This window comes from Delftia sp. DS1230 (genome assembly GCF_040112715.1).
In the GTDB taxonomy this organism is placed as follows: Bacteria; Pseudomonadota; Gammaproteobacteria; order Burkholderiales; family Burkholderiaceae_C; genus Comamonas; species Comamonas tsuruhatensis.
On record NZ_CP157763.1, the window covers coordinates 4,914,901 to 4,933,857 of the forward strand.

An 18,957-nucleotide genomic window follows, 5' to 3' on the forward strand; every position below is an offset into this window, starting at 1 on the left:
GCCCGGACGAAATGGTCGCTGAGCGACGCCGCTAGCAGGCCGGCATCACGGCCGGCAGATCAACTCCGCCACGTCCATCAGCAAGGCCTCATCGATCTGCTCGCGCAGGTCCACGGCCAGCCTGCGCCGGTAGAACACGCCCAGGTCCAGGCCCACGCCCAGCGCGCGGATCTGAACATCGCCCGCGCGCTCGTGCCGGGCGATGACCTGGCGCAGGTGCTGGTCCAGGTAGTGCTCGTCGTTGGCCTGGTGCGTGGCCGTGTCCATGGGGCAGCCGTCCGAGATGACGAGCAGGATGCGGCGCTGCGCGGGCCGCGCCAGCAGCCGCTCGCAGGCCCATTCCACGGCCTCGCCGTCCACGCCCTCGCGAAAGAGGTCGGGCCTGCGCAGCGCGGCAACGCCGTGGCGGGCGTGGCGCCAGGGTTTGGCGGCATCCTTGAAGACGATGTGCAGCCGCTCGTTGAGCCGGCCCGGGATGTGGGGCTGGCCCGCGCGCTGCCAGTCGCGGCGGGCGCGGCCGCCGTTCCAGGCCTGGGTGGAAAAGCCCAGCACGTCCACCGGCACGCCGGCCATGGACAGCGCGCGGCCCAGCAGGTCCACCAGCAGGGACAGCGGGCGCGCATGCGCCTTCATCGAGCCCGAGCAGTCCAGCAGGATGGCCACGGCCGCATCGCTGACGGGGCGCGGCAGCTCGTTCCTGAAGATGGCGCGCTGCTGCGGATCGCTGACCAGTTGCGCCAGCCGGCTTGCATCCAGGTGCCCATCCTCCAGGCCGAACTGCCAGCCGTCGTGGCGCGGCACGGCCAGGCGCTGCTGCAGGTGGCGGGCCAGCCGGCCTGCGTGCAAGCCGCTGCGTGCCAACTCTTCGTCCATCTGCTCGCGGAACTCGGCCAGTTGCGCGGCGCGGATCAGCTCGGTGGCCTGCGCCTCGCGGTCATAGGCGCGCGTGAACACGCGGTAGCTGTGGGCCGAGCCGGCCCAGGCGCGGCTGTCGCCGCTGAGCGCCACGGGCGGCGCATCCAGGCTTTGCGATTCAAAGTGCAGCGGCAGCGCGAAGCTGCCGCGCCGGCGCGGCCCGGCAGCGCCGCGCGGCGCCTCCTCCTGGGCTGACCGCACGGCCTGGCCCACCCAGCGGCTGATGGCCAGGGCCGGCGCAATGAAGGCCTGCTGGTCCTGCCGGTGGCGGCGCAGCAGGGCCCACTGCGCGCCCAGTTGCGCGGACAGGCCGGTGCGCGTGGCCTCGGCCAGGTCGGCCAGGGCATCGGGCGGCTCATGGCCGCCCAGGCGGCTCCAGGCGGTCAGCGCCACGGTGAACAGCAGGATGCCCAGGCTGCTTTCGGTCAGGCCCGAATCGGCAAAGGCCTGGCTCCAGTGCACAAAGCGCGCATGCAGGTTGGCGCGTGCGCCGGGCCATTCCTCGGGCGCCAGGCTTTCCACGCGCAACTGCTCCAGCAGCTCGAACACCAGCCGCTCGACCGGGTCGCCGGGCAGGTGGCGCGCGTGCAGCGCGGCATCGCTCAGGCGCAGGCGCAGGCTGGCGCCGTCGAGCAGGCCGCGCTGGTCGGCCAATCGGGCCGGCACATCGGCCTGGTGGGCCGCTGCCAGCACCACGGGCGCCGTGCCCCGGTACAGCGTCTGCCCGCTCCATTGCAGCGAGGCATCGCCCGCCATGGCGCGCAGCAGCGCGCCGCCCCAGGCCTCCATGCGCGCCAGCGAGGGGGATGCCTCAGCAGGCATGGGCGGGCTCGTCGCGCAGCGCCAGTTCCTGGCCGAAGCAGCGCTGGAAGTACTCGGCCACGATGGCCCGCTCAGCCGGCTCGCACTTGTTGAGGAAGGACAGCTCGAAGGCCAGCCGCAGGTCATGGAAGATCTGCGCGTTCTCGGCCCAGGTGATGACGGTGCGCGGCGACATCAGCAGCGACAGGTCGCCCACCGCAAAGCCCTTGCGCGTGAGCGCGGCCAGCGCCACCATGGCGGCCACCTGCTCGCGCCCCTGCGGCGTGGCCAACTGCGGCACGCGCGCCAGCACGATGGCGGCTTCCTCGGCCGGCGCCAGGTAGTCCAGGCTGGTGACCAGGTTCCAGCGGTCGAGCTGGGCGTGGTTGAGCATCTGCGTGCCGTGGTACAGGCCGCTGAGGTTGCCCTGGCCCAGGGTGTTCATGGTGGCGAAGAGGCGGAACTGCGCATGCGGCTGGAGCACGCGCTTTTGGTCCAGCAGGGTGAAGCTGCCCTCGCGTTCGAGCACGCGCTGGATGACGAACATCACGTCGGGCCGGCCCGCGTCGTATTCATCGAAGACCAGGGCCACGGGCCGCTGCAGCGCCCAGGGCAGGATGCCTTCCTGGAACTGCGTGACCTGGCGGCCCTCCTGCAGCACGATGGCGTCCTTGCCCACCAGGTCCAGCCGGCTGATGTGGCCGTCGAGGTTGACGCGCACGCAGGGCCAGTTCAGCCGCGCCGCCACCTGCTCGATATGGGTGGACTTGCCCGTGCCGTGCAGCCCCTGGATGACCACGCGCCGGTTGTGCGCAAAGCCCGCCAGGATGGCCAGCGTGGCCTGCGGGTTGAAGCGGTAGGCCGGGTCCACGGCCGGCACATGCTCGCTGCGTTCGGCAAAGGCCGGCACCTGCATGTCGGTGTCCAGGCCGAAGGTCTCGCGCACGCCAAGCGTGCGCGTGGGATGCATCAGGGTCAGCTCAGTCATCGTCAGGGGCTCCCGGGGGGACTTCGTCGTTGATGCGCGCAATCGCCTCGGCCGCCGCGCGCAGTTGGGGAAGAAAGGACAGCGCACGTTCGCGCGGGAAACGCATGATGGGCGCCTGCACGGCCAGCCCCATGTTCGAGGGGCCGCCCTGGATGGAGGGCACGAGCACGCCCAGGCACAGCAGGCCGGGCAGGAATTCCTCGTTGTCGAAGGCATGGCCCTGGGCGCGCACCTGGTCCAGTTCGGCGTCCAGCGCGTCAAAGGCCGTCAACGTATTGGCCGTGAAGCCTTCCAGCGGCACGGCCGACAGCAGCCGCCTGCGCTGCGCGGGCGCCATCTGGCTCAGGAACAGCTTGCCCGTGGCCGAGCAATGGGCCGGCACGCGCGAGCCCGGGTGCAGATAAAAGCGCAGCGGCGCGGGCGTCTCCACGCGGTCCAGGTACAGCACCTCGCTGCCCGAGAAGGCGGTGATGTTGCAGCTCTCGCCGATGTCGCGCACCAGTTGCGCCAGCACCGCGTGGCGTGCGCCGTGCGTGGTGTTGTTGAGCAGCACGCTCTCAGCGAGCCGCATCAGGCGCCGGCCCGTGCCGTAGTGCCGGCCATTGCCCTCGCGCTGCAGGATGCCCGCGCCTTCGAGCTGCTGGAGCATGCGGTGCATGGTGGGCTTGGGCAGGCCTGTCTCCTCGACCATGGTCTGCAGCGTGAAGGGCTCGTTCTTCTGCGCAATGGCCTCCAGCAGCGCGAACAGCCGCAGGTTGGGGGTATCGCCATCGATACGGGCAGGGACAGGGTCTCGGGTGTTCATGGTGTTGGCCATCATATGGTTTTCAATTTTTCGAGTCAATTTGTTCCGAAAAAAGAAATTTGTTTGACATCCAGGCGAAATCACACCTAGACTTGCGCCGTAATTTCTTTTTTCGGAACTTAAAGTTCCATTTTCAAGGAGACAACATGACTGCAGCCAACAATCGTACGGTGGTCGAAGGCGTCCAGAAGATGACCCCTTCCGAAGCCTTTGTGGAGACCTGCGTGGCCAACGGCGTCACGGAGATGTTCGGCATCATGGGCTCGGCCTTCATGGATGCCATGGACATCTTCGCGCCCGCCGGCATTCGCCTGATCCCCGTGGTGCACGAGCAGGGCGCGGCCCACATGGCCGACGGCTATGCGCGCGTCTCGGGCCGCCACGGCGTGGTGATCGGCCAGAACGGCCCCGGCATCAGCAACTGCGTGACCGCCATTGCTGCCGCCTACTGGGCCCACAGCCCCGTGGTCATGATCACGCCCGAGACCGGCACCATGGGCATGGGCCTGGGGGGCTTCCAGGAAGCCAACCAGCTGCCCATGTTCCAGGAGTTCACCAAGTACCAGGGCCATGTCTGCAACCCCAAGCGCATGGCCGAGTTCACGGCCCGCTGCTTTGACCGCGCCATCTCCGAGATGGGTCCCACCCAGCTGAACATCCCGCGCGACTATTTCTACGGCGAAGTGCAGTGCGAAATCCCCAAGCCCATGCGCGTGGAACGCGGCTCGGGCGGCGAAAACAGCCTGCAGGCCGCCACGGAACTGCTGGCCACGGCCAAGTTCCCCGTGATCCTGGCCGGCGGCGGCGTGGTCATGGGCGATGCGGTCGAGGAGTGCAAGCAGCTGGCCGAGCGCCTGGGCGCACCCGTGGTCACGGGCTATCTGCGCAATGACGCCTTCCCCGCCAAGCACCCGCTGTGGGCCGGCCCGCTGGGCTACCAGGGCTCCAAGGCCGCGATGAAGCTCATCGCCCAGGCCGACGTGGTGATCGCGCTGGGCTCGCGCATGGGCCCCTTCGGCACCCTGCCCCAGCACGGCATGGACTACTGGCCCAAGAACGCCAAGATCATCCAGGTCGAGGCCGACCACACCAACCTGGGCCTGGTCAAGAAGATCTCGGTCGGCATCCACGGCGACGCCAAGGCCGTGGCACGCGAGCTGGGCCGCCGCCTGCAGGGCCAGACCCTGGCCTGCGACGCCACCAAGGCCGCGCGCGCCGACACCATCGCCACCGAGAAGGCGGCCTGGGAGAAGGAGCTGGACGAGTGGACGCATGAGCGCGACCCCTACAGCCTGGACATGATCGAAGAGGCCAAGGGCGAGCGCACGCCCACGGGCGGCCAGTACCTGCATCCGCGCCAGGTGCTGCGCGAGCTGGAAAAGGCCATGCCGCCGCGCGTGATGGTCTCCACCGACATCGGCAACATCAACTCCGTGGCCAACAGCTACCTGCGCTTCGACGAGCCGCGCAGCTTCTTCGCGCCCATGAGCTTCGGCAACTGCGGCTATGCCCTGCCCACCATCATCGGTGCCAAGTGCGCGGCGCCCGACCGCCCAGCCATCGCCTACGCCGGCGACGGCGCCTGGGGCATGAGCATGGTGGAGATCATGACCGCCGTGCGCCATGACATTCCCGTCACGGCCGTGGTCTTCCACAACCGCCAGTGGGGCGCCGAGAAGAAGAACCAGGTGGACTTCTACAACCGCCGCTTCGTGGCCGGCGAGCTGGAAAGCGAGAGCTTCGCAGCCATTGCCAGCGCCATGGGCGCCGAGAGCATCGTGGTCGACCAGATCGAGGACGTGGGCCCGGCGCTGAAGAAGGCCATCGACCTGCAGATGAACCACGGCAAGACCTGCGTGATCGAGGTGATGTGCACGCGCGAACTGGGTGACCCGTTCCGCCGCGATGCGCTCTCCAAGCCCGTGCGCTTCCTCGAAAAGTACAAGGACTTTGTCTAACCCCCTGAGGCGCTGACGCGCCTTCCCCCTCTCTACCCGCTGCGCGGGGGAGGGGGACGACACCCTCGGTGCGGGGCGGCCCTTCCTCGGTGTCCCTGGGATGGGCCGCGCCGGTTTCATGCGCCTGGGTGAAGCGCAAGGCCCTCGAAAGCCGATTCCCAGATTCCCTGCGTTGCTCGCGCCGGGCCCTGTACTTTCCCGCAGGAGCTTTCATGGTCCCCCCACTTTCACTTGCCGTGGCCGCCGACGATGCGCCCGCCACGCCCCGTCCCCATCTCCAGCACTTGCTCGACCAGGCCAAGGCGCAAGGCCCCATTCCTGTGGCCGTGGCCTATCCCTGCGATGCAGGCTCGCTGCAGGCCGCCATGCAGGCCGCGCAGGCGGGCCTGATCACGCCGTTGCTGGTCGGCCCCGAGGCACGCATCCGAGCGGCGGCCCAGGCGGCCGGGCTGGACCTGGCGGGCGCGTCCATCCACTCCACAGCCGACGATCCACGCGCGGCGGCTGCCCAGGCGGCGGCGCTGTGCGGCAGCGGCCAGGCCCGCGCGCTGATGAAGGGCAGCCTGCACAGCGACGAGTTGCTGGGCGCTGCCGTGGCGCGCGAGGCCGGCCTGCGCGGCAGCCGCCGCGCCAGCCATGTGTTCGTGATGGACCTGCCGGGCTTCGAGCGCCCGCTGCTGATGACCGATTGCGTGGTCAACATCTTCCCCACGCTGATGGACAAGCGCGACATTGCGCAGAACGCCATCGACCTGGCCCGTGCCATCGGCATTGCCCGGCCGCGCGTGGCCGTGCTCTCGGCGGTGGAGACGGTCAACCCCGCCATTCCCGGCACCATCGACGCGGCCGCGCTGTGCAAGATGGCCGACCGGGGGCAGATCAGCGGCGCCATCCTCGACGGGCCGCTGGCCTATGACAACGCCATCTCGCTGCGCTCGGCGCATCACAAGGGCATCGTCTCCGATGTGGCCGGCCAGCCCGACGTGCTGCTGGTGCCCAGCCTGGAGGCCGGCAACATGATCTACAAGCAGCTGGTCTACATGGCCGACGCCGAATGCGCGGGCCTGGTGCTGGGCATGCGCGTGCCCATCGTGCTGACCAGCCGTTCGGACTCGGTGGCCAGCCGCATTGCGTCCTGCGCGCTGGCCGTGCTGGCCAGCGCGGCGGGCGGCAAGGAGCAGTCATGAGCCAGGTCCAAGCACAGGTGGCTGCGCAGGCGCCCGTGCCGCGCATGCTGCAGTGGCTCAGGCTCCTGCCCGGCACGGGCCTGTCGGGCGTGATTGCGCTGGCGGCGACCTTCGTCTCCACGCTGCATGGCGGGCCGCAGCTGCTGTTCGCGCTGTTCTTCGGCGTGGCCTTCCACTTCCTGAGCCAGGACGCGCGCGCCAAGCCGGGCATCGAGTTCTGCGCGCGCGGCGTGCTGCGCCTGGGCGTGGGCCTGCTGGGTGCGCGCATCACGGCCACGCAGATCGCGGGCCTGGGCTGGACCACGGCGCTGATCGTTATCGCCGCCGTGGTCACCACGCTGCTGTGCGGCACGCTGCTGGGCCGGCGCCTGGGCCTGACGCGCCCGCAGGGCGTGCTGTCGGGCGGCGCGGTGGCCATCTGCGGCGCCTCGGCGGCGCTGGCCATCTCGTCGGTGCTGCCGCGCGACAAGGACAGCGACCGCTTCACGCTGACCGTGGTGGTCACGGTCACCGTGCTGTCCACGGCCGCCATGGTGCTGTACCCGCTGGTGGCGCGCGCCCTGCATCTGCCGCCCGAGCTGGCCGGCCTGTTCATCGGCGGCACCATCCACGATGTGGCCCAGGTGGTGGGCGCGGGCTACACCATCGACCAGGCCACGGGCGACTACGCCACCATCGTCAAGCTGTTCCGCGTGTCCATGCTGGCCGTGGTGGTGGTCATGGTCTCGGCCCTGTTCAAGCGCCAGCGCGAGGCAGCGGCCGAGCAGCACCACGGCAAGAAGCCGGGCCTGGTGCCCTGGTTCCTGTGGGTCTTCGTCGCGCTGGTGGCCATCAACTCGCTGGGCTGGGTGCCGCCGGGCCTGCAGCACCAGTTGAGCGACCTGTCGCGCAACTGTCTGGTGCTGGCCATTGCGGCACTGGGCCTGAAGACCTCGTTCCAGCAACTGGCCCAGGCAGGCTGGCGACCCTTTGCGCTGCTGGTGGTGGAGACGCTGTGGATGGCGGCCTTCGTGCTGATCGCCATCGAGATCGAGATGCGCTGACGCCTGCACAGGCATTGCCGCAAGAGGCCCGCCCTGCGCGGGCCTTTGTCATGGCGCCACACATCGCTTGATGAGCATGCACCAAGATGATACATTTGCACACAAATTTTTGATCCACATCAACGCCCTACCGCGCCGTGAACGTTTTTCGCAAGCAAGCCGGCAGATTCCGCAGGCTGACCGCCACCCAAGTCCTCACCCTGCTGCGCAATCAGCAACCCCGGCAAGCCGCCCTGCTGCGGCTGCTGCCCTGCCTGTCGATGCTGGCCGTGTGCGCGGTGCTGCTCGATTCCCTGCTGCCCATTCCGCTGTGGGCCATCGCCAGCCTGACCGTGGTCATGGCCGCCTACATCGCCCACAACTGCCAGTCCTTTGTCGCCACCCAGCGCAGAAAGTCCACGCTGCGCCATCTCGCGCGCTCCTGCCTGCTGCACGCCGGCTGAAGCACAAGTGCCCCTGGGTGCCGGGCGTCAGGCACCGCCTCTGGCATAGGCCGTCAGCGCCTGGGCCACGGCCTTGAAGACCACGGCGCAGCGCTCGCTCTTGCGCAGGTCCTCGTGCATGGCCACCCAGGTATCGAGCTTCCATGAAAACGCCTGGGGCAGCACCCGCACCAGGCCCGGCTCCCGGGCCGCCAATGCCGACTGGCACACGCCAATGCCAAAGCCCGCGCGGATGGCGCCCAGCTGGGCCAGGTCGCTGTCCGAGCGCAGCGCCATGCCTTCGCGCGTGAGCATGGGAAACTGCTGCTGCATCTTTCGGATCAGGGCGCTTTCATGGTCGAAGCCGATGAGCGAATGCCCGGCCAGGTCCTCCAGCGATTCCGGCACGCCGCGTGCGGACAGATAGCTTTCATGGGCATGCAGCCCCAGCTCGATGGCGCCGATATGGCGTGCCACCAGCGCCTCCTGCTGCGGCCGGAACATGCGCACGGCCACGTCGGCCTCGCGGCGCAACAGGTCGTCCACCGCGTTGGACAGCACCAGCTCGATGCCCAGTTCAGGGTGTGCCGCGCGCAATTGCGCAAGCACAGGCGGCAGCACCTCCACGCCCACCACCTCGCTGGCCGTCAGCCGTACCGTGCCGCGCACGCCCGAGCCATGGCTGGCCGCCACGCGGCGCAGCGCGGCCGCCGTCGCGGCCATGCTGGCTGCATAGGGCTGAAGCTCGTAGGCCGCCTCCGTGGGCGCGAAGCCATCGGATGAGCGGGTGAACAGTTGCAGGCCCAGCGCCGACTCCAGCCCGTCGATGTGGCGGCCCACGGTCGGCTGCGCCACACCCATGGCCCGGCCCGCCGCTGACAGCGACCCGGACTCCAGCACCTGCAAAAAACTGCGATACCACTCCCAGTGGGGTTCCGACATCACTCATCCATTCATTTATGCATGGACACCAGAGAATTCTAGGCAATTTTCTTTTTGCAGCGGGTTGCTGACACTGAGGCTGTCACCACAGGACCCAGCCCATGCCATCCATTGCACTCTTCGGCGCCGCAGGCGCCATCGGCCAGAGTCTGGCCGCCGCGCTCAGACAACAGGGCCGCGCCTACCGCGTGGTCGGCCGCAACGCAGCCAGCCTGCGCCAGACCTTCGGCGCCGACCCGCTGGCCAAGATCGTCCCCTGGAACCCGGACAGCACCGGCTCCATCGAGGCTGCCGCCCACGGCGTGGACACGCTGATCTACCTGGTGGGCGTGAACTACTGGCAGTTTCAATTGCATCCCGAACTGATGCGCAAGACGCTGGAAGGCGCCATTGCCGCGGGCGTGCGCCGCATCGTGCTGATCGGCACCGTCTATCCCTACGGAAAGGCCCGCACCCTGCCCGTGGCAGAAGACCATCCGCGCGAGCCCCATACCTTCAAGGGCCGCATGCGCAAAGCCCAGGAGGACCTGCTGCTGCAAGCCCATGCACAGGGCCACATCGAGGCCACCGTGCTGCGCCTGCCCGACTTCTACGGTCCCGGAGTACACAACAGCCTGCTGCACGGCGCCTTCGAGGCGGCAGCCCACGGCGGCCGGGCCGACATGATCGGCCCGCTGGACCGTCCGCACGAGTTTGTCTATGTGCCTGATGTGGGCCCCGTCGTGGCGCGCCTCATCGACACGCCGCAGGCATTCGGCAGGGTCTGGCACCTGGCTGGCGCGGGTGTGACCACGCAGCGCGACATCGTCTCCGAGATCGAACGCCTGAGCGGCAGGCCGTTGAAACTGCGCGTTGCAGGCAAGACCGCGCTGCGCCTGGCCGGCCTGTTCAACCCCTTCATGCGCGAGCTGGCCGAGATGCACTACCTGCTGACCGATCCGCTGATCATGGAGGACTCCGCCCTGCACGCCCTGCTGGGCCCCATCGCCAAGACGCCCTATGCGCAGGGCATACGCGCAACGCTCAACGCCGCCATGGCAAGTGCCGACTCACACTTGGCTGCGGCCTGAGCCTGGCCTGCAGCCCGAAAACAAAAAAGCCCTGACAGCAAAACTGTCAGGGCTTTTGTCTATCTGGCAGGGGAGGAAGGACTCGAACCCTCGCATGCCGGAATCAAAATCCGGTGCCTTTACCAACTTGGCGACTCCCCTAGAAGACCTAAATTCTAATACGTTTTTTTGGCCCGAAATCCAAAATTCCAAAAATTTCGACACCGCCAAAGTTGTCTTCATGGCGCGGCCAGGGCTCCCTCAAGACAGCGGAGTATCGCCTCCCGCCCCATCGCCGTGAAACAGCCAATGAAGACAAACACGGACTCCGAGACCCTGGCCCCATGCAGGCTGGCAATGCGCAAGCGCCCACCCACCACGTGGACTTCCTGGACGCTGTCCTGCCCGCCCAGCCGCACGATGCCCTTGGCCCGCAACAGGGGGACAGGCAGCGTACGCAGCGCCTGCCGCAACCGCTGCCGGTCAAAGCAGCGGCGCGTTGCGTAGGAAAAGCTGCCCACATCGGCCATGCCGGCCATGTTCCCGGTCTGGCTTTTCCAGGAGCCGCCCGCTTGCAGCAGGCCTTGCGGGCGGCGTGGCGAGGCAGCCGCATCAATGAACACGGCCAGCGGTATCTCGCCATGGCGGGCCGCCAGCACCACAGCACCGGGCGCCATGCCGGCCACGCGCGCGGCCACCTTTTCGGTGGCACATGCGCCGGCCAGATCGGCCTTGGTCAGCACCAGCGCCGTCGCGCCCGAGATCTGGCGGCGGACCATGTCGCCGACCAGCGGGTCGCACAGTTGCTCATCGACGGCCTGGACATCCACCACCACCAGGATGGCGTTGAGCTGCAGTGCGGGGTCGAGCATGCCGACCTGGGCGATGCGCACGGGGTCGGAGACGCCGCTGGCCTCGATGACCAGCAGGTCCGGCCGGTCGGGCCGCGCACCCACGGCGGCCAGGGCCTCGGCCAGCCGGCCGCCGATGGAGCAGCAGATGCAGCCGTTTTCCAGCTGCAGCACGTCGCTGCTGCGCGTGCGGATCAGGGCGGCGTCGATGTTGATCTCGCCGAAGTCGTTGACCAGCACGGCCACGCGCAGGCCATCGGCACGCTCCAGCAGCCGGTTGAGCAAGGTGGTCTTGCCCGCGCCCAGGTAGCCGCCCACGACGACCATGGGAACGGGCGCCCGCTGCGCCGCGGCGGCCGGCGTGCTCATGGCGCTGACCCGGGCGCGGGGAAGATGCGGCCGCCCAGCACGGTGCCCCAGACCCTCACGTCCTTGAGGGCCGCTGGCGCCACCGCGCGGGGATCGTCCTCCAGCACGGCGAAGTCCGCCAGCTTGCCGGGCTCGATGCTGCCCACGCGCTGCTCCAGTTTCAGGGTACGGGCCGCGCCCATGGTGATGGCATGCAGGGCGTCGTCCACCGACAGGCGCTCGGCCTCGCCCAGCACGCGGCCTGAAGCGGTTTCGCGCTGCACCGCGCACCAGGCGGTGAACAGGGGGTGGATAGGGGTGATGGGCGCATCGGAATGCATGGCGAAATCCATGCCCAGGCGCCGCGCCGTGCCCGCTGCATTCATGCGCGAGGCCCACTGCATGCCCACGGTCTGCTCGGCGTGGGCATCGCCCCAGTAATAGAGATGGTTGGAGAAGAAGTTGACACACATTCCCAGGCGCGCGGCGCGCTGCAGCTGGGCGCTGCTGGCCAGCTGGCAGTGCTGCAGGGTGTGGCGATGGTCGGCGCGCGGGTGCCTGGCCAGCAGGTCCTCGATCACATCCAGCACCACCTCGGTGGCCTCGTCTCCGTTGGTGTGGATGTGCAGTTGCAGACCGGCCAGGTGGAAGGGCTCGAACAGCGCGGGCAGCTGCGACGGGGGAATCAGCCACAGGCCGTTGGGCTGCCCGCCCGCATAGCCGGGAGCGCGCAGGCGCGCGGTGAAGCCCTGGATGGAGCCGTCCACGATGAACTTGACGGGGCCGAACTGCAGCTTGTCGCTGGCCGAGGACGCCGCTGCAGCATGCACGCGCGCGGCACCGCCTTCCGGGTTGCGCTGCGGCGCGAAGGCCGGGACGATGCGCAGCGGATAGGCCGCGTCGGCCGTGACCTCGCGCAGCGCGGCCAGGCCCTGGGGCGAGAGATCGCTGACCAGGTCGGTGGCCGTGGTCACGCCCGCGAGCTGGGCCACGCGGCCGAACTTCCAGATCGCCTCGCGCTGCTCGGCGGCGGCCAGCGACAGCGCGCTGCCGATCACCTTCTGCACGGGGTACATGGCGGCGAATTCCTGCAGCTCGCCCGTGGGCTGGCCCTCGGCGTCCTTGTGGATGCCGTCGATGTCGGTGTCCTCGTCAATGCTGGCCAGCGCCAGCATGGCCGAGTTCACGTTCATCAGGTGCACGCTGGCATGCAGGATGACGATGGGCCGTGTGGCGGAGACACGGTCCAGCTCGCGCACCGACAGCCGGCTGCTGCCGAAGAGGATGGGATCGAAGCCCCAGGCCAGCAGCGTGGCCTGCGCATCGGGCAGGGCACGCTCGGCCTCGGCCAGGCGCGCCAGCACGGCGTCCAGCGTGCGCAGGCCGGGCCACAGGCGGCCCTCGGGATCGCGTCGATCGAAGTAGCCCAGGTACACGGCCTCCCACATGGCGCCTTCCATCAGGTGGCTGTGCGCCTCGATCAGGCCGGGCATGAGGACCTTGCCGTGCAGGTGGTCGATGCGTTCGGCCTCGGGCCAGGCAGCCATGTCGGCCTCCTGGCCAACGGCCAAGATGCGGCCGCCCTGCACGGCCACATGGGTGGCCTGCGGCTGGGCCGGGTTCATGGTGAGGATGGTGCGCGCCACAAAGACCTGCGTGCGCGCGTTCTCGTCGTGGTTCATGGTGGTGGTCTTTTTCAGGCGGCCTTGACGCGCGCGGCACCGGGCAGATAGTGGACGATGGCCGTGACCAGCAGGTTCAGCGCCAGGCTGATGAAGCCCAGGTTGATGCCACCGAAATCCGGCTGCTGGATGTACAGCGCAATGGCCAGCGCCTGGCCGCAGGCAATGCCCAGGGCAACGGCCATGGGCCGGATGCGCCAGCCGAAGAGGATGGCCATCATTCCGGGGAAGAACTGCGTCACGCCGTAGTAGGTGGTGTTGATCAGCGTCAGCATCAGGTTGGGCGTGAGCAGCGTCATCACGATGGACAGCACCAGGTAAATGACGATCACCACCTTGGCGCCCTGCTTTTGCTTGGCCTCGGGCAGGCCGGGCAACAGGTTGCGGGCCACGATGGGGCCGATGGCCAGGCAGATGCCCGCCAGCACCAGCAAGCCCGACAGCGCGGCGCCTGCGGCCACCAGGCCCAGCAGCCAGTCGGGCAGCAGTCGCACGGCAGCCGCGAAGAAGGCCTCGTTGGGCGATGCCAGCTGCAGGTTCTGGCTGATGGCGTAGTACGAGGCCAGCACCAGGAAGGGGTACATCAGCATGTACAGCGGCATGGCGATCTGCGTGCGGCGGATGGTGTGCGAACTCTTGGCCGTGAAGAAGTTCTGAACCGCGAACGGCATCATGTAGAAGCCCAGCGCCTGGAACAGCATGGTGCTCATGGAAAAGCGCAGCTGCGTATCGGTCATGTGGTTGCTGACCTTGGCACTGGCGGCGGTGAACACATCGCCCACACCCGCATGCCAGCCCACGGCCACGCCCGTGGCGATGATGGCCACCACCATCAGGATGTCCTTGAGGATGGCGATATAGGCCGAGGCGCGCACCCCCGAGATGGCGATGTAGGTGAAGGCCAGGCCCGCAGAGATCAGCAGCAGGTGCAGCGGCTGGAAATTCCATCCCAGGCCCTTGAGCGCGGCCACCAGCCCCGTGAACTGCAGCTGGCCCCAGGGCAGCAGGAACAGGATGGCCGAGCCGGCCACGATCAGCTCCAGCGTACGGCTGCCGAAGTGGCCCTTGAACAGGTCCGGCAGCGTGATGGCGTTGTGCCGCAGCCCCGCCTTCCAGATCATGGGGCCGAGGAAGTAGCCCAGCGGATAGGCCAGCAGGATGTAGCCCAGGAACCAGACGCCATAGGTCGGCCCCTTGGCGTAGATGCCGCCCGGAAAGCCGACCATGGTGCCGATGCTGTAGATCTCGCCGGCGGCCAGGAAGAACACCAGGTAGGCGCCGAACTGGCGGGAGGCGACGAAGAAGTCATGCACGCTTTGCGCACCCTTGCCCGTGCGCGAGCGGATGGCCAGGTACAGGGACAGCGCGATGAAGCCCAGAAAGACTGCGGTGGTCATGGCGGTGCTCCCTTCAGGCGGACTGCGCGTCGTCGGCTTCGTGGCGGTCGAACATCAGCCAGCACACGAGCATGCACAGCGACGTCAGCACGAACCACATGAAGATCCACAGGTAGATGAAGGGCACGCCGAACACGAAGCGATCGACGGACGCGACCCAGGGAAGCAGGCCGATCACCGCGATGTACGGGATGCCTATGCCGATGAACAGCTTGAGCATGGTTTGTCTCCTTTTGCTCCGATGAAAGAGTTGGCGGTTGTGGCCGCTCTATAGAACATTTCAATGTCCCTGGATGCGATCTTAGGAAGCGCCTACCTATAATTCAAATGAAAAATTTGCCAACAAACCATGAGGACTCCGCATGGATACACAGAAGCTGCGGCACCTGCTGGCCATCGTCGAGCACGGCACCTTTTCCGACGCAGCGCGCGCCGTGCATCTCACCCAGCCGGCGCTCAGCCGCAGCATCCGCGCGCTGGAAGATGAACTCAGGGCGCAGTTGTTCGACCGGGGCGCGCGGCGCGCCCGGCTGACAGTGTTTGGCGAGCTCGTGGCCGAGCGTGCACGCCGCATGCGGCTGGAGGAAACCCAGTTGCGGCGTGACCTGGAGCTGCTGCGCGGCGGCCAGGAAGGCGCGCTCGCCATTGGCGTGGCGCCCGCGCCCGCGGCGCTGCTGCTCAAGCCCTTTCTGATCCACATGGCGCAGGCGCATCCGCGCGTGAAGGTGCGCGCCGAAATGGGTGCCACCAGCGCATTGCTGCAGCTGCTGCGCAACGAATCCATCGATGCCATCGTCGGCGACGCCTACGTGCTGCGCGCCGCCGATGACGTGGAGATGGAACTGCTGGGCGAGCTGCCGGCCGGCCTGGTCTGCCGCGCGGGCCACCCCGTGCTGCAAAACCCCGGCATGGACGAGATCCGCCGCTACCCGCTGGCCACCACCACGTTGAGCACGGCCATGGCGCGGCAGCTGGCCGAGCTGTGGGGCGAAGGCGCCGAGCCCGACAAGCTGTTCACCCTGCACTGCAACGACCTGGACCTGCTGCGCGGCGTGACCCTGGCCACGGACACCTTGCTGTTCGGCGTGCTGTCCATCACCCGCAAGGAGCGCGCCAGCGGCGCCATGGCCGAAGTGCCCCTGCCCGCCGATCCCCGCCGATGCGGCCGCTACGGCATGGCGCGCATGGCCGCGCGCACCCTGTCACCGGCGCTGGACACGGCCTACGCCTTCACACGCACGCACTGGCGCGAGCTGTCGGAGCACGATCAGGAGCCCGGTTGATCGACGCTCAGCCGGCCGCCGGGGCCTGTGCATGTGCCTGTGCATGCGCCAGGCCCAGCGGCAAGGTCTGCGCGCGCAGCCAGTCCAGCACCAGGGCGAAGCTGGCCTCGTCCTGCACCGGCCGGGGCGACATAAGCACGTAGTGCGAGCCATCGGCCACGAAGCCGCGCGGCGCGCACAGCGTGCCGCTGGCCAGGTCATCGGCCACCAGTGCCAGCGGGCCGATGGCGACGCCGGCCCCGGCCACGGCGGCCTGCAGGCTCAGGTAGAAATGCTCGAAGCGCACCTCGCGACCGGCCCGCAGCGGCACGCCGGTCAGTTCGCTCCAATGCCGCCATGCGTCCGGCCGCGACTGCGTATGCAGCAGCACCCCGCCCAGCGGCCCTGAGCGTGCCAGCGCCTTGGCAAGCGCGGGCTTGCAGACGGGCCCCACGCGCTCTTGCAGAAAGGGCTCGGCCACCACATCGGCGCCCATGTCGAAATCCGCGCGGCGTATGGCCAGATCAATGCCCTCGCGCGCAAAGGGCACGGAGCCGCCGGCCGATACCAGGCGCAGCTCGCGCTGCGTGCCGATCGCTTCCTGCAAACCGCCCAGACGCGGAATCAGCCAGCGCATCAAAAACGTGGGCTCGCACGACAGCACCAGCGGCCGGTCCGGCCCTGCCGCCTGCCGCGCGCGGCCCAGCGCGCCGCGCAGGCGCTCCAGCGCCAGGGCCACCTCCTCGGCCAGCACGCGGGCCGTGGGCGTGGCAATGATGCTGCGGTTGCTGCGCTGGAACAGCGCAAAGCCCAGCGCCTCCTCCATGTCGCGCACGGCACGGCTCACGGCGCCATCGGTCAGGTGCAGCTCGCGCGCGGCCTTGGAGACACTGCCATGGCGCACCGTGGCCTCGAAGGCGCGCAGGGCAGACAGCGGCGGCATGTGGACGGGTGCGGGCATGGCAATGGCGGCTCTAGACAGGTGGAACAGCGGACTTTCAGTTGAACATTGCTCAATTGAATGATGAGTCTATATCGATTTATTACTGGAGCATCTTCATGCAAAGTAAGCCCATCGATTGAGGTTTCAGCAAGAACCATGAAGCACTCCAGCCCCAACTCCGCCAACCCCTCGGCCAGCACCCCGGCCAGCGCGCCCCTGGCCATCACCATGGGCGATCCATTGGGCATCGGGCCCGAGATCATCGTCAAGCTGGCAATGGACCCTGCGCGGCCCTGCACGCCGTTTCTCGTCATCGGCGACATCGCCCGGCTGCAGCGGGCGGCCGATGGGCTGGGCGTCCATCCGCAGATCCGGGCCATCGAGACACCGGCCCAGGTCCCTGCCCTGGTGCCGCCCGCCACGCTCTTCGTGCTGCAGACCGGCGAGGACCTGCCGCCGGACCTGCCCTGGGGCTGCGTCGATGCACGCGCCGGCGCGGCCTGTCATGCCTATATCCAGCGCGGCATCGACCTGGCCCTGGCTGGCGACGTCTCGGGCCTGGTGACCGCCCCCATCCACAAGGAAGCGCTGCGCGCGGCAGGCTGCCTGCATCCGGGCCATACCGAGATGCTGGCCGAGCGTTCCGGCACACGCGACTTCGCCATGATGCTCGCCAATGATGAGCTGCGGGTGCTGCTGGTCTCCATCCATGTGCCGCTGCAGCAGGCCATCGCCTCCGTGACCATGGACAACGAGCTGCGCGCCATTCGCCTCGCGCACCAGGCCTGCCGCGCGTTCGGCATCCCCCGGCCCCGGGTGGCCGTGGCAGGGCTCAATCCGCATGCCGGTGAAAACGGTCTGTTCGGGGACGAGGACCGCTCGGTGATCATCCCCGCCATTGCCGCCGCGCGCGCCGAAGGCATCGAGGCCAGCGGCCCCTGGCCCGGCGACACGGTCTTCATGCGGGCGCGCCGGGGCGAGTTCGACGTGGTGGTCGCCCAGTTCCATGACCAGGGGCTGATTCCCGTGAAATACCTGGGTGTGGAGCAAGGCGTGAACATCACCGTGGGCCTGCCCTTTGTGCGCACCTCGGTGGACCATGGCACGGCCTTCGACATCGCGGGCACGGGCCGCGCCGACCACGCCAGCCTGGCCTGCGCGCTGCGCCAGGCGGCAGCCATGGTGCAGGCCACCCGTACCGGTACCAGTGCACGAACGCAACGCCCGGACTTCATCTTCATGCTCACGCAGCAGGACAGGACCATTGCCGATGCGCGCGAGCGGCTGCGCGAGGTGCTGGCCCAGGGCGTTCGCCATGTGGGCTTCAAGGACATCGGCCTGCCCCTGCCCGAGCTGCATGCCCTGGCCCGGGACATCCGTGCGGGCGGCGCCAGGGTCTATCTGGAGGTTGTCAGCCTCGACGAGGCCAGCGAAGTGGCCTCCGCCCGCGCGGCGGTCGACATCGGGGTGGACGTGCTCATGGGTGGCACACGGCCCGAGGCGGTGCTGCCCGTGCTGCGCGGCAGCGGCATTGCGTACTACCCGTTTCCCGGCAAGGTGAGCGGGCATCCGAGCGTGCTTTCAGGCCCGGTACAGGACATCGTGGCCAGCGCCCGCCGCATGGCGGGGCTGGACGGCGTGCATGGCCTGGACCTGCTGGCCTACCGCTTCCACGGCGATGTGCCGGCCCTGATCAAGGCCGTCTGCGATGCGGTGGACAAACCCGTGGTCGTGGCCGGCTCCATTGATCGCAGTGAACGCATCGCGGCCGTGCTGGCAGGCGGCGCAGCGGGCTTCACGATAGGCACTGCCGCCTTCGAGGAGACTTTTCCGGCCGGGCGGCCCGGGCTGGCGGCGCAATTGCAGGCCATACAGGCGCTGGTGGACTGACGCCGGCCATGTCGGCTATGCCGGCCCGCGCCTCGCACGCCGGGGTCACGGTCCAGCAGCAGCTGCAGCGGTTTCACCCACCGGTACCCGGGCGTTCTCACAGCCCCAGGTACAGGGCCAGCAGCGAAACGGCGGCCGGCACGGCCTGCACCCAGAGGATCTTGCGGCTGGCCGTGGCGGCGCCATACAGGCCTGCCACCAGCACGCACAGGAGAAAAAAGTACTTGAACGCCAGGCCGTCGGCGCCCTGCGCCAGCCCCCAGATCAGCCCTGCGGCGAGAAAGCCGTTGTAAAGCCCCTGGTTGGCGGCCAGCGTCCTGGTCTGCTGCGCAAATTCCGGCGTCAGCCCAAAGGCCTTCCTGCCAGCCGGCCGGTCCCAGAGAAACATCTCCAGCACGAGGATGTAGACATGGATTGCGGCGACGATGCCTATGAGAACGTTGGCCATCTGGGTGGATAGGAAAGTGGACAGGC

The 18,957-nt window shown here is 68.5% G+C and carries 17 protein-coding genes and 1 tRNA gene; 7 read left to right on the plus strand and 11 right to left on the minus strand.

The features are described 5' to 3' along the window. Positions 1-45: 45 nt before the first annotated feature. Genes AAN986_RS22140 through AAN986_RS22150 form a run of 3 tightly spaced genes read right to left on the minus strand, consistent with a single transcriptional unit; the run spans position 46 to position 3,524 of the window. A complete protein-coding gene (locus AAN986_RS22140) occupies positions 46-1,737 on the minus strand; it encodes a cobalt chelatase (protein ID WP_349335487.1) in 1,692 nt (563 codons plus the stop codon). Continuing rightward, on the minus strand, positions 1,727-2,704 hold the full coding sequence (locus AAN986_RS22145) for an AAA family ATPase (protein WP_013803829.1): 978 nt from the start codon (positions 2,702-2,704) through the stop codon (positions 1,727-1,729). The genes AAN986_RS22140 and AAN986_RS22145 overlap by 11 nt, the downstream gene beginning before the upstream one ends. Then, complete coding sequence (locus tag AAN986_RS22150; protein ID WP_016450076.1) at positions 2,697-3,524, minus strand: IclR family transcriptional regulator; 828 nt, start codon at positions 3,522-3,524, stop codon at positions 2,697-2,699. Before AAN986_RS22150 ends, AAN986_RS22145 begins: the two co-directional genes overlap by 8 nt. Positions 3,525-3,655: 131 nt before the next feature. Between AAN986_RS22150 and xsc the strand changes: the two genes are divergently transcribed. The 4 genes from xsc (at position 3,656) to AAN986_RS22170 (ending at position 8,140) form a co-directional block, all read left to right on the plus strand. Beyond that, positions 3,656-5,467 (plus strand): sulfoacetaldehyde acetyltransferase, encoded by a 1,812-nt coding sequence (gene xsc / locus AAN986_RS22155; RefSeq protein ID WP_126312785.1) that lies wholly within the window; start codon positions 3,656-3,658, stop codon positions 5,465-5,467. A 212-nt stretch (positions 5,468-5,679) separates the two neighbouring features. After that, positions 5,680-6,654 (plus strand): bifunctional enoyl-CoA hydratase/phosphate acetyltransferase, encoded by a 975-nt coding sequence (locus AAN986_RS22160; RefSeq protein WP_016450078.1) that lies wholly within the window; start codon positions 5,680-5,682, stop codon positions 6,652-6,654. Further along, positions 6,651-7,697: a putative sulfate exporter family transporter gene (locus AAN986_RS22165; RefSeq protein WP_016450079.1), complete on the plus strand. Its 1,047-nt coding sequence runs from the start codon at positions 6,651-6,653 to the stop codon at positions 7,695-7,697. Before AAN986_RS22160 ends, AAN986_RS22165 begins: the two co-directional genes overlap by 4 nt. Positions 7,698-7,834: 137 nt before the next feature. Continuing rightward, a complete protein-coding gene (locus AAN986_RS22170) occupies positions 7,835-8,140 on the plus strand; it encodes a hypothetical protein (protein ID WP_016450080.1) in 306 nt (101 codons plus the stop codon). Between the two features lie 27 nt (positions 8,141-8,167). Here the strand turns inward: AAN986_RS22170 and AAN986_RS22175 are convergent, their stop codons facing one another. Beyond that, the gene (locus AAN986_RS22175) at positions 8,168-9,061 is read right to left on the minus strand and encodes a LysR family transcriptional regulator (RefSeq protein WP_016450081.1); all 894 of its coding nucleotides are present in this window, start codon (positions 9,059-9,061) and stop codon (positions 8,168-8,170) included. A gap of 101 nt (positions 9,062-9,162) precedes the next feature. On the opposite strand from AAN986_RS22175, the gene AAN986_RS22180 reads away from it, so the two are divergent. Continuing rightward, entirely contained in the window at positions 9,163-10,131 is a 969-nt protein-coding gene (locus AAN986_RS22180; RefSeq protein ID WP_047219224.1) for an NAD-dependent epimerase/dehydratase family protein, read from the plus strand. A 64-nt stretch (positions 10,132-10,195) separates the two neighbouring features. Here AAN986_RS22180 and AAN986_RS22185 read toward each other — a convergent pair. The 5 genes from AAN986_RS22185 to AAN986_RS22205 all read right to left on the minus strand — a co-directional run bounded on the left by AAN986_RS22185 (position 10,196) and on the right by AAN986_RS22205 (position 14,608). Continuing rightward, positions 10,196-10,272 (minus strand) — tRNA-Gln (locus tag AAN986_RS22185). Positions 10,273-10,349: 77 nt separating this feature from the next. Continuing rightward, positions 10,350-11,330, minus strand: coding sequence for a GTP-binding protein (locus tag AAN986_RS22190; protein ID WP_047219223.1), 981 nt, complete (start codon positions 11,328-11,330; stop codon positions 10,350-10,352). After that, positions 11,327-12,991, minus strand: coding sequence for an amidohydrolase (locus AAN986_RS22195; RefSeq protein ID WP_047219222.1), 1,665 nt, complete (start codon positions 12,989-12,991; stop codon positions 11,327-11,329). The genes AAN986_RS22190 and AAN986_RS22195 overlap by 4 nt, the downstream gene beginning before the upstream one ends. Positions 12,992-13,005: 14 nt before the next feature. Next, positions 13,006-14,388, minus strand: coding sequence for a sodium:solute symporter family protein (locus AAN986_RS22200; RefSeq protein WP_047219221.1), 1,383 nt, complete (start codon positions 14,386-14,388; stop codon positions 13,006-13,008). Between the two features lie 13 nt (positions 14,389-14,401). Continuing rightward, positions 14,402-14,608: a DUF3311 domain-containing protein gene (locus tag AAN986_RS22205; protein WP_016450086.1), complete on the minus strand. Its 207-nt coding sequence runs from the start codon at positions 14,606-14,608 to the stop codon at positions 14,402-14,404. A gap of 142 nt (positions 14,609-14,750) precedes the next feature. Between AAN986_RS22205 and AAN986_RS22210 the strand changes: the two genes are divergently transcribed. Further along, entirely contained in the window at positions 14,751-15,671 is a 921-nt protein-coding gene (locus tag AAN986_RS22210; RefSeq protein WP_047219220.1) for a LysR family transcriptional regulator, read from the plus strand. A 7-nt stretch (positions 15,672-15,678) separates the two neighbouring features. Here the strand turns inward: AAN986_RS22210 and AAN986_RS22215 are convergent, their stop codons facing one another. Beyond that, positions 15,679-16,611 (minus strand): LysR family transcriptional regulator, encoded by a 933-nt coding sequence (locus AAN986_RS22215; protein ID WP_026063002.1) that lies wholly within the window; start codon positions 16,609-16,611, stop codon positions 15,679-15,681. Positions 16,612-16,749: 138 nt separating this feature from the next. Here AAN986_RS22215 and pdxA point away from each other — a divergent pair, with 138 nt between their 5' ends. Further along, a complete protein-coding gene (gene pdxA, locus AAN986_RS22220) occupies positions 16,750-18,483 on the plus strand; it encodes a 4-hydroxythreonine-4-phosphate dehydrogenase PdxA (RefSeq protein ID WP_047219218.1) in 1,734 nt (577 codons plus the stop codon). Between the two features lie 97 nt (positions 18,484-18,580). On the opposite strand, the gene AAN986_RS22225 is transcribed toward pdxA, so the two are convergent. Further along, on the minus strand, positions 18,581-18,931 hold the full coding sequence (locus tag AAN986_RS22225; protein ID WP_017407778.1) for a DUF1304 domain-containing protein: 351 nt from the start codon (positions 18,929-18,931) through the stop codon (positions 18,581-18,583). Positions 18,932-18,957: the final 26 nt, after the last annotated feature.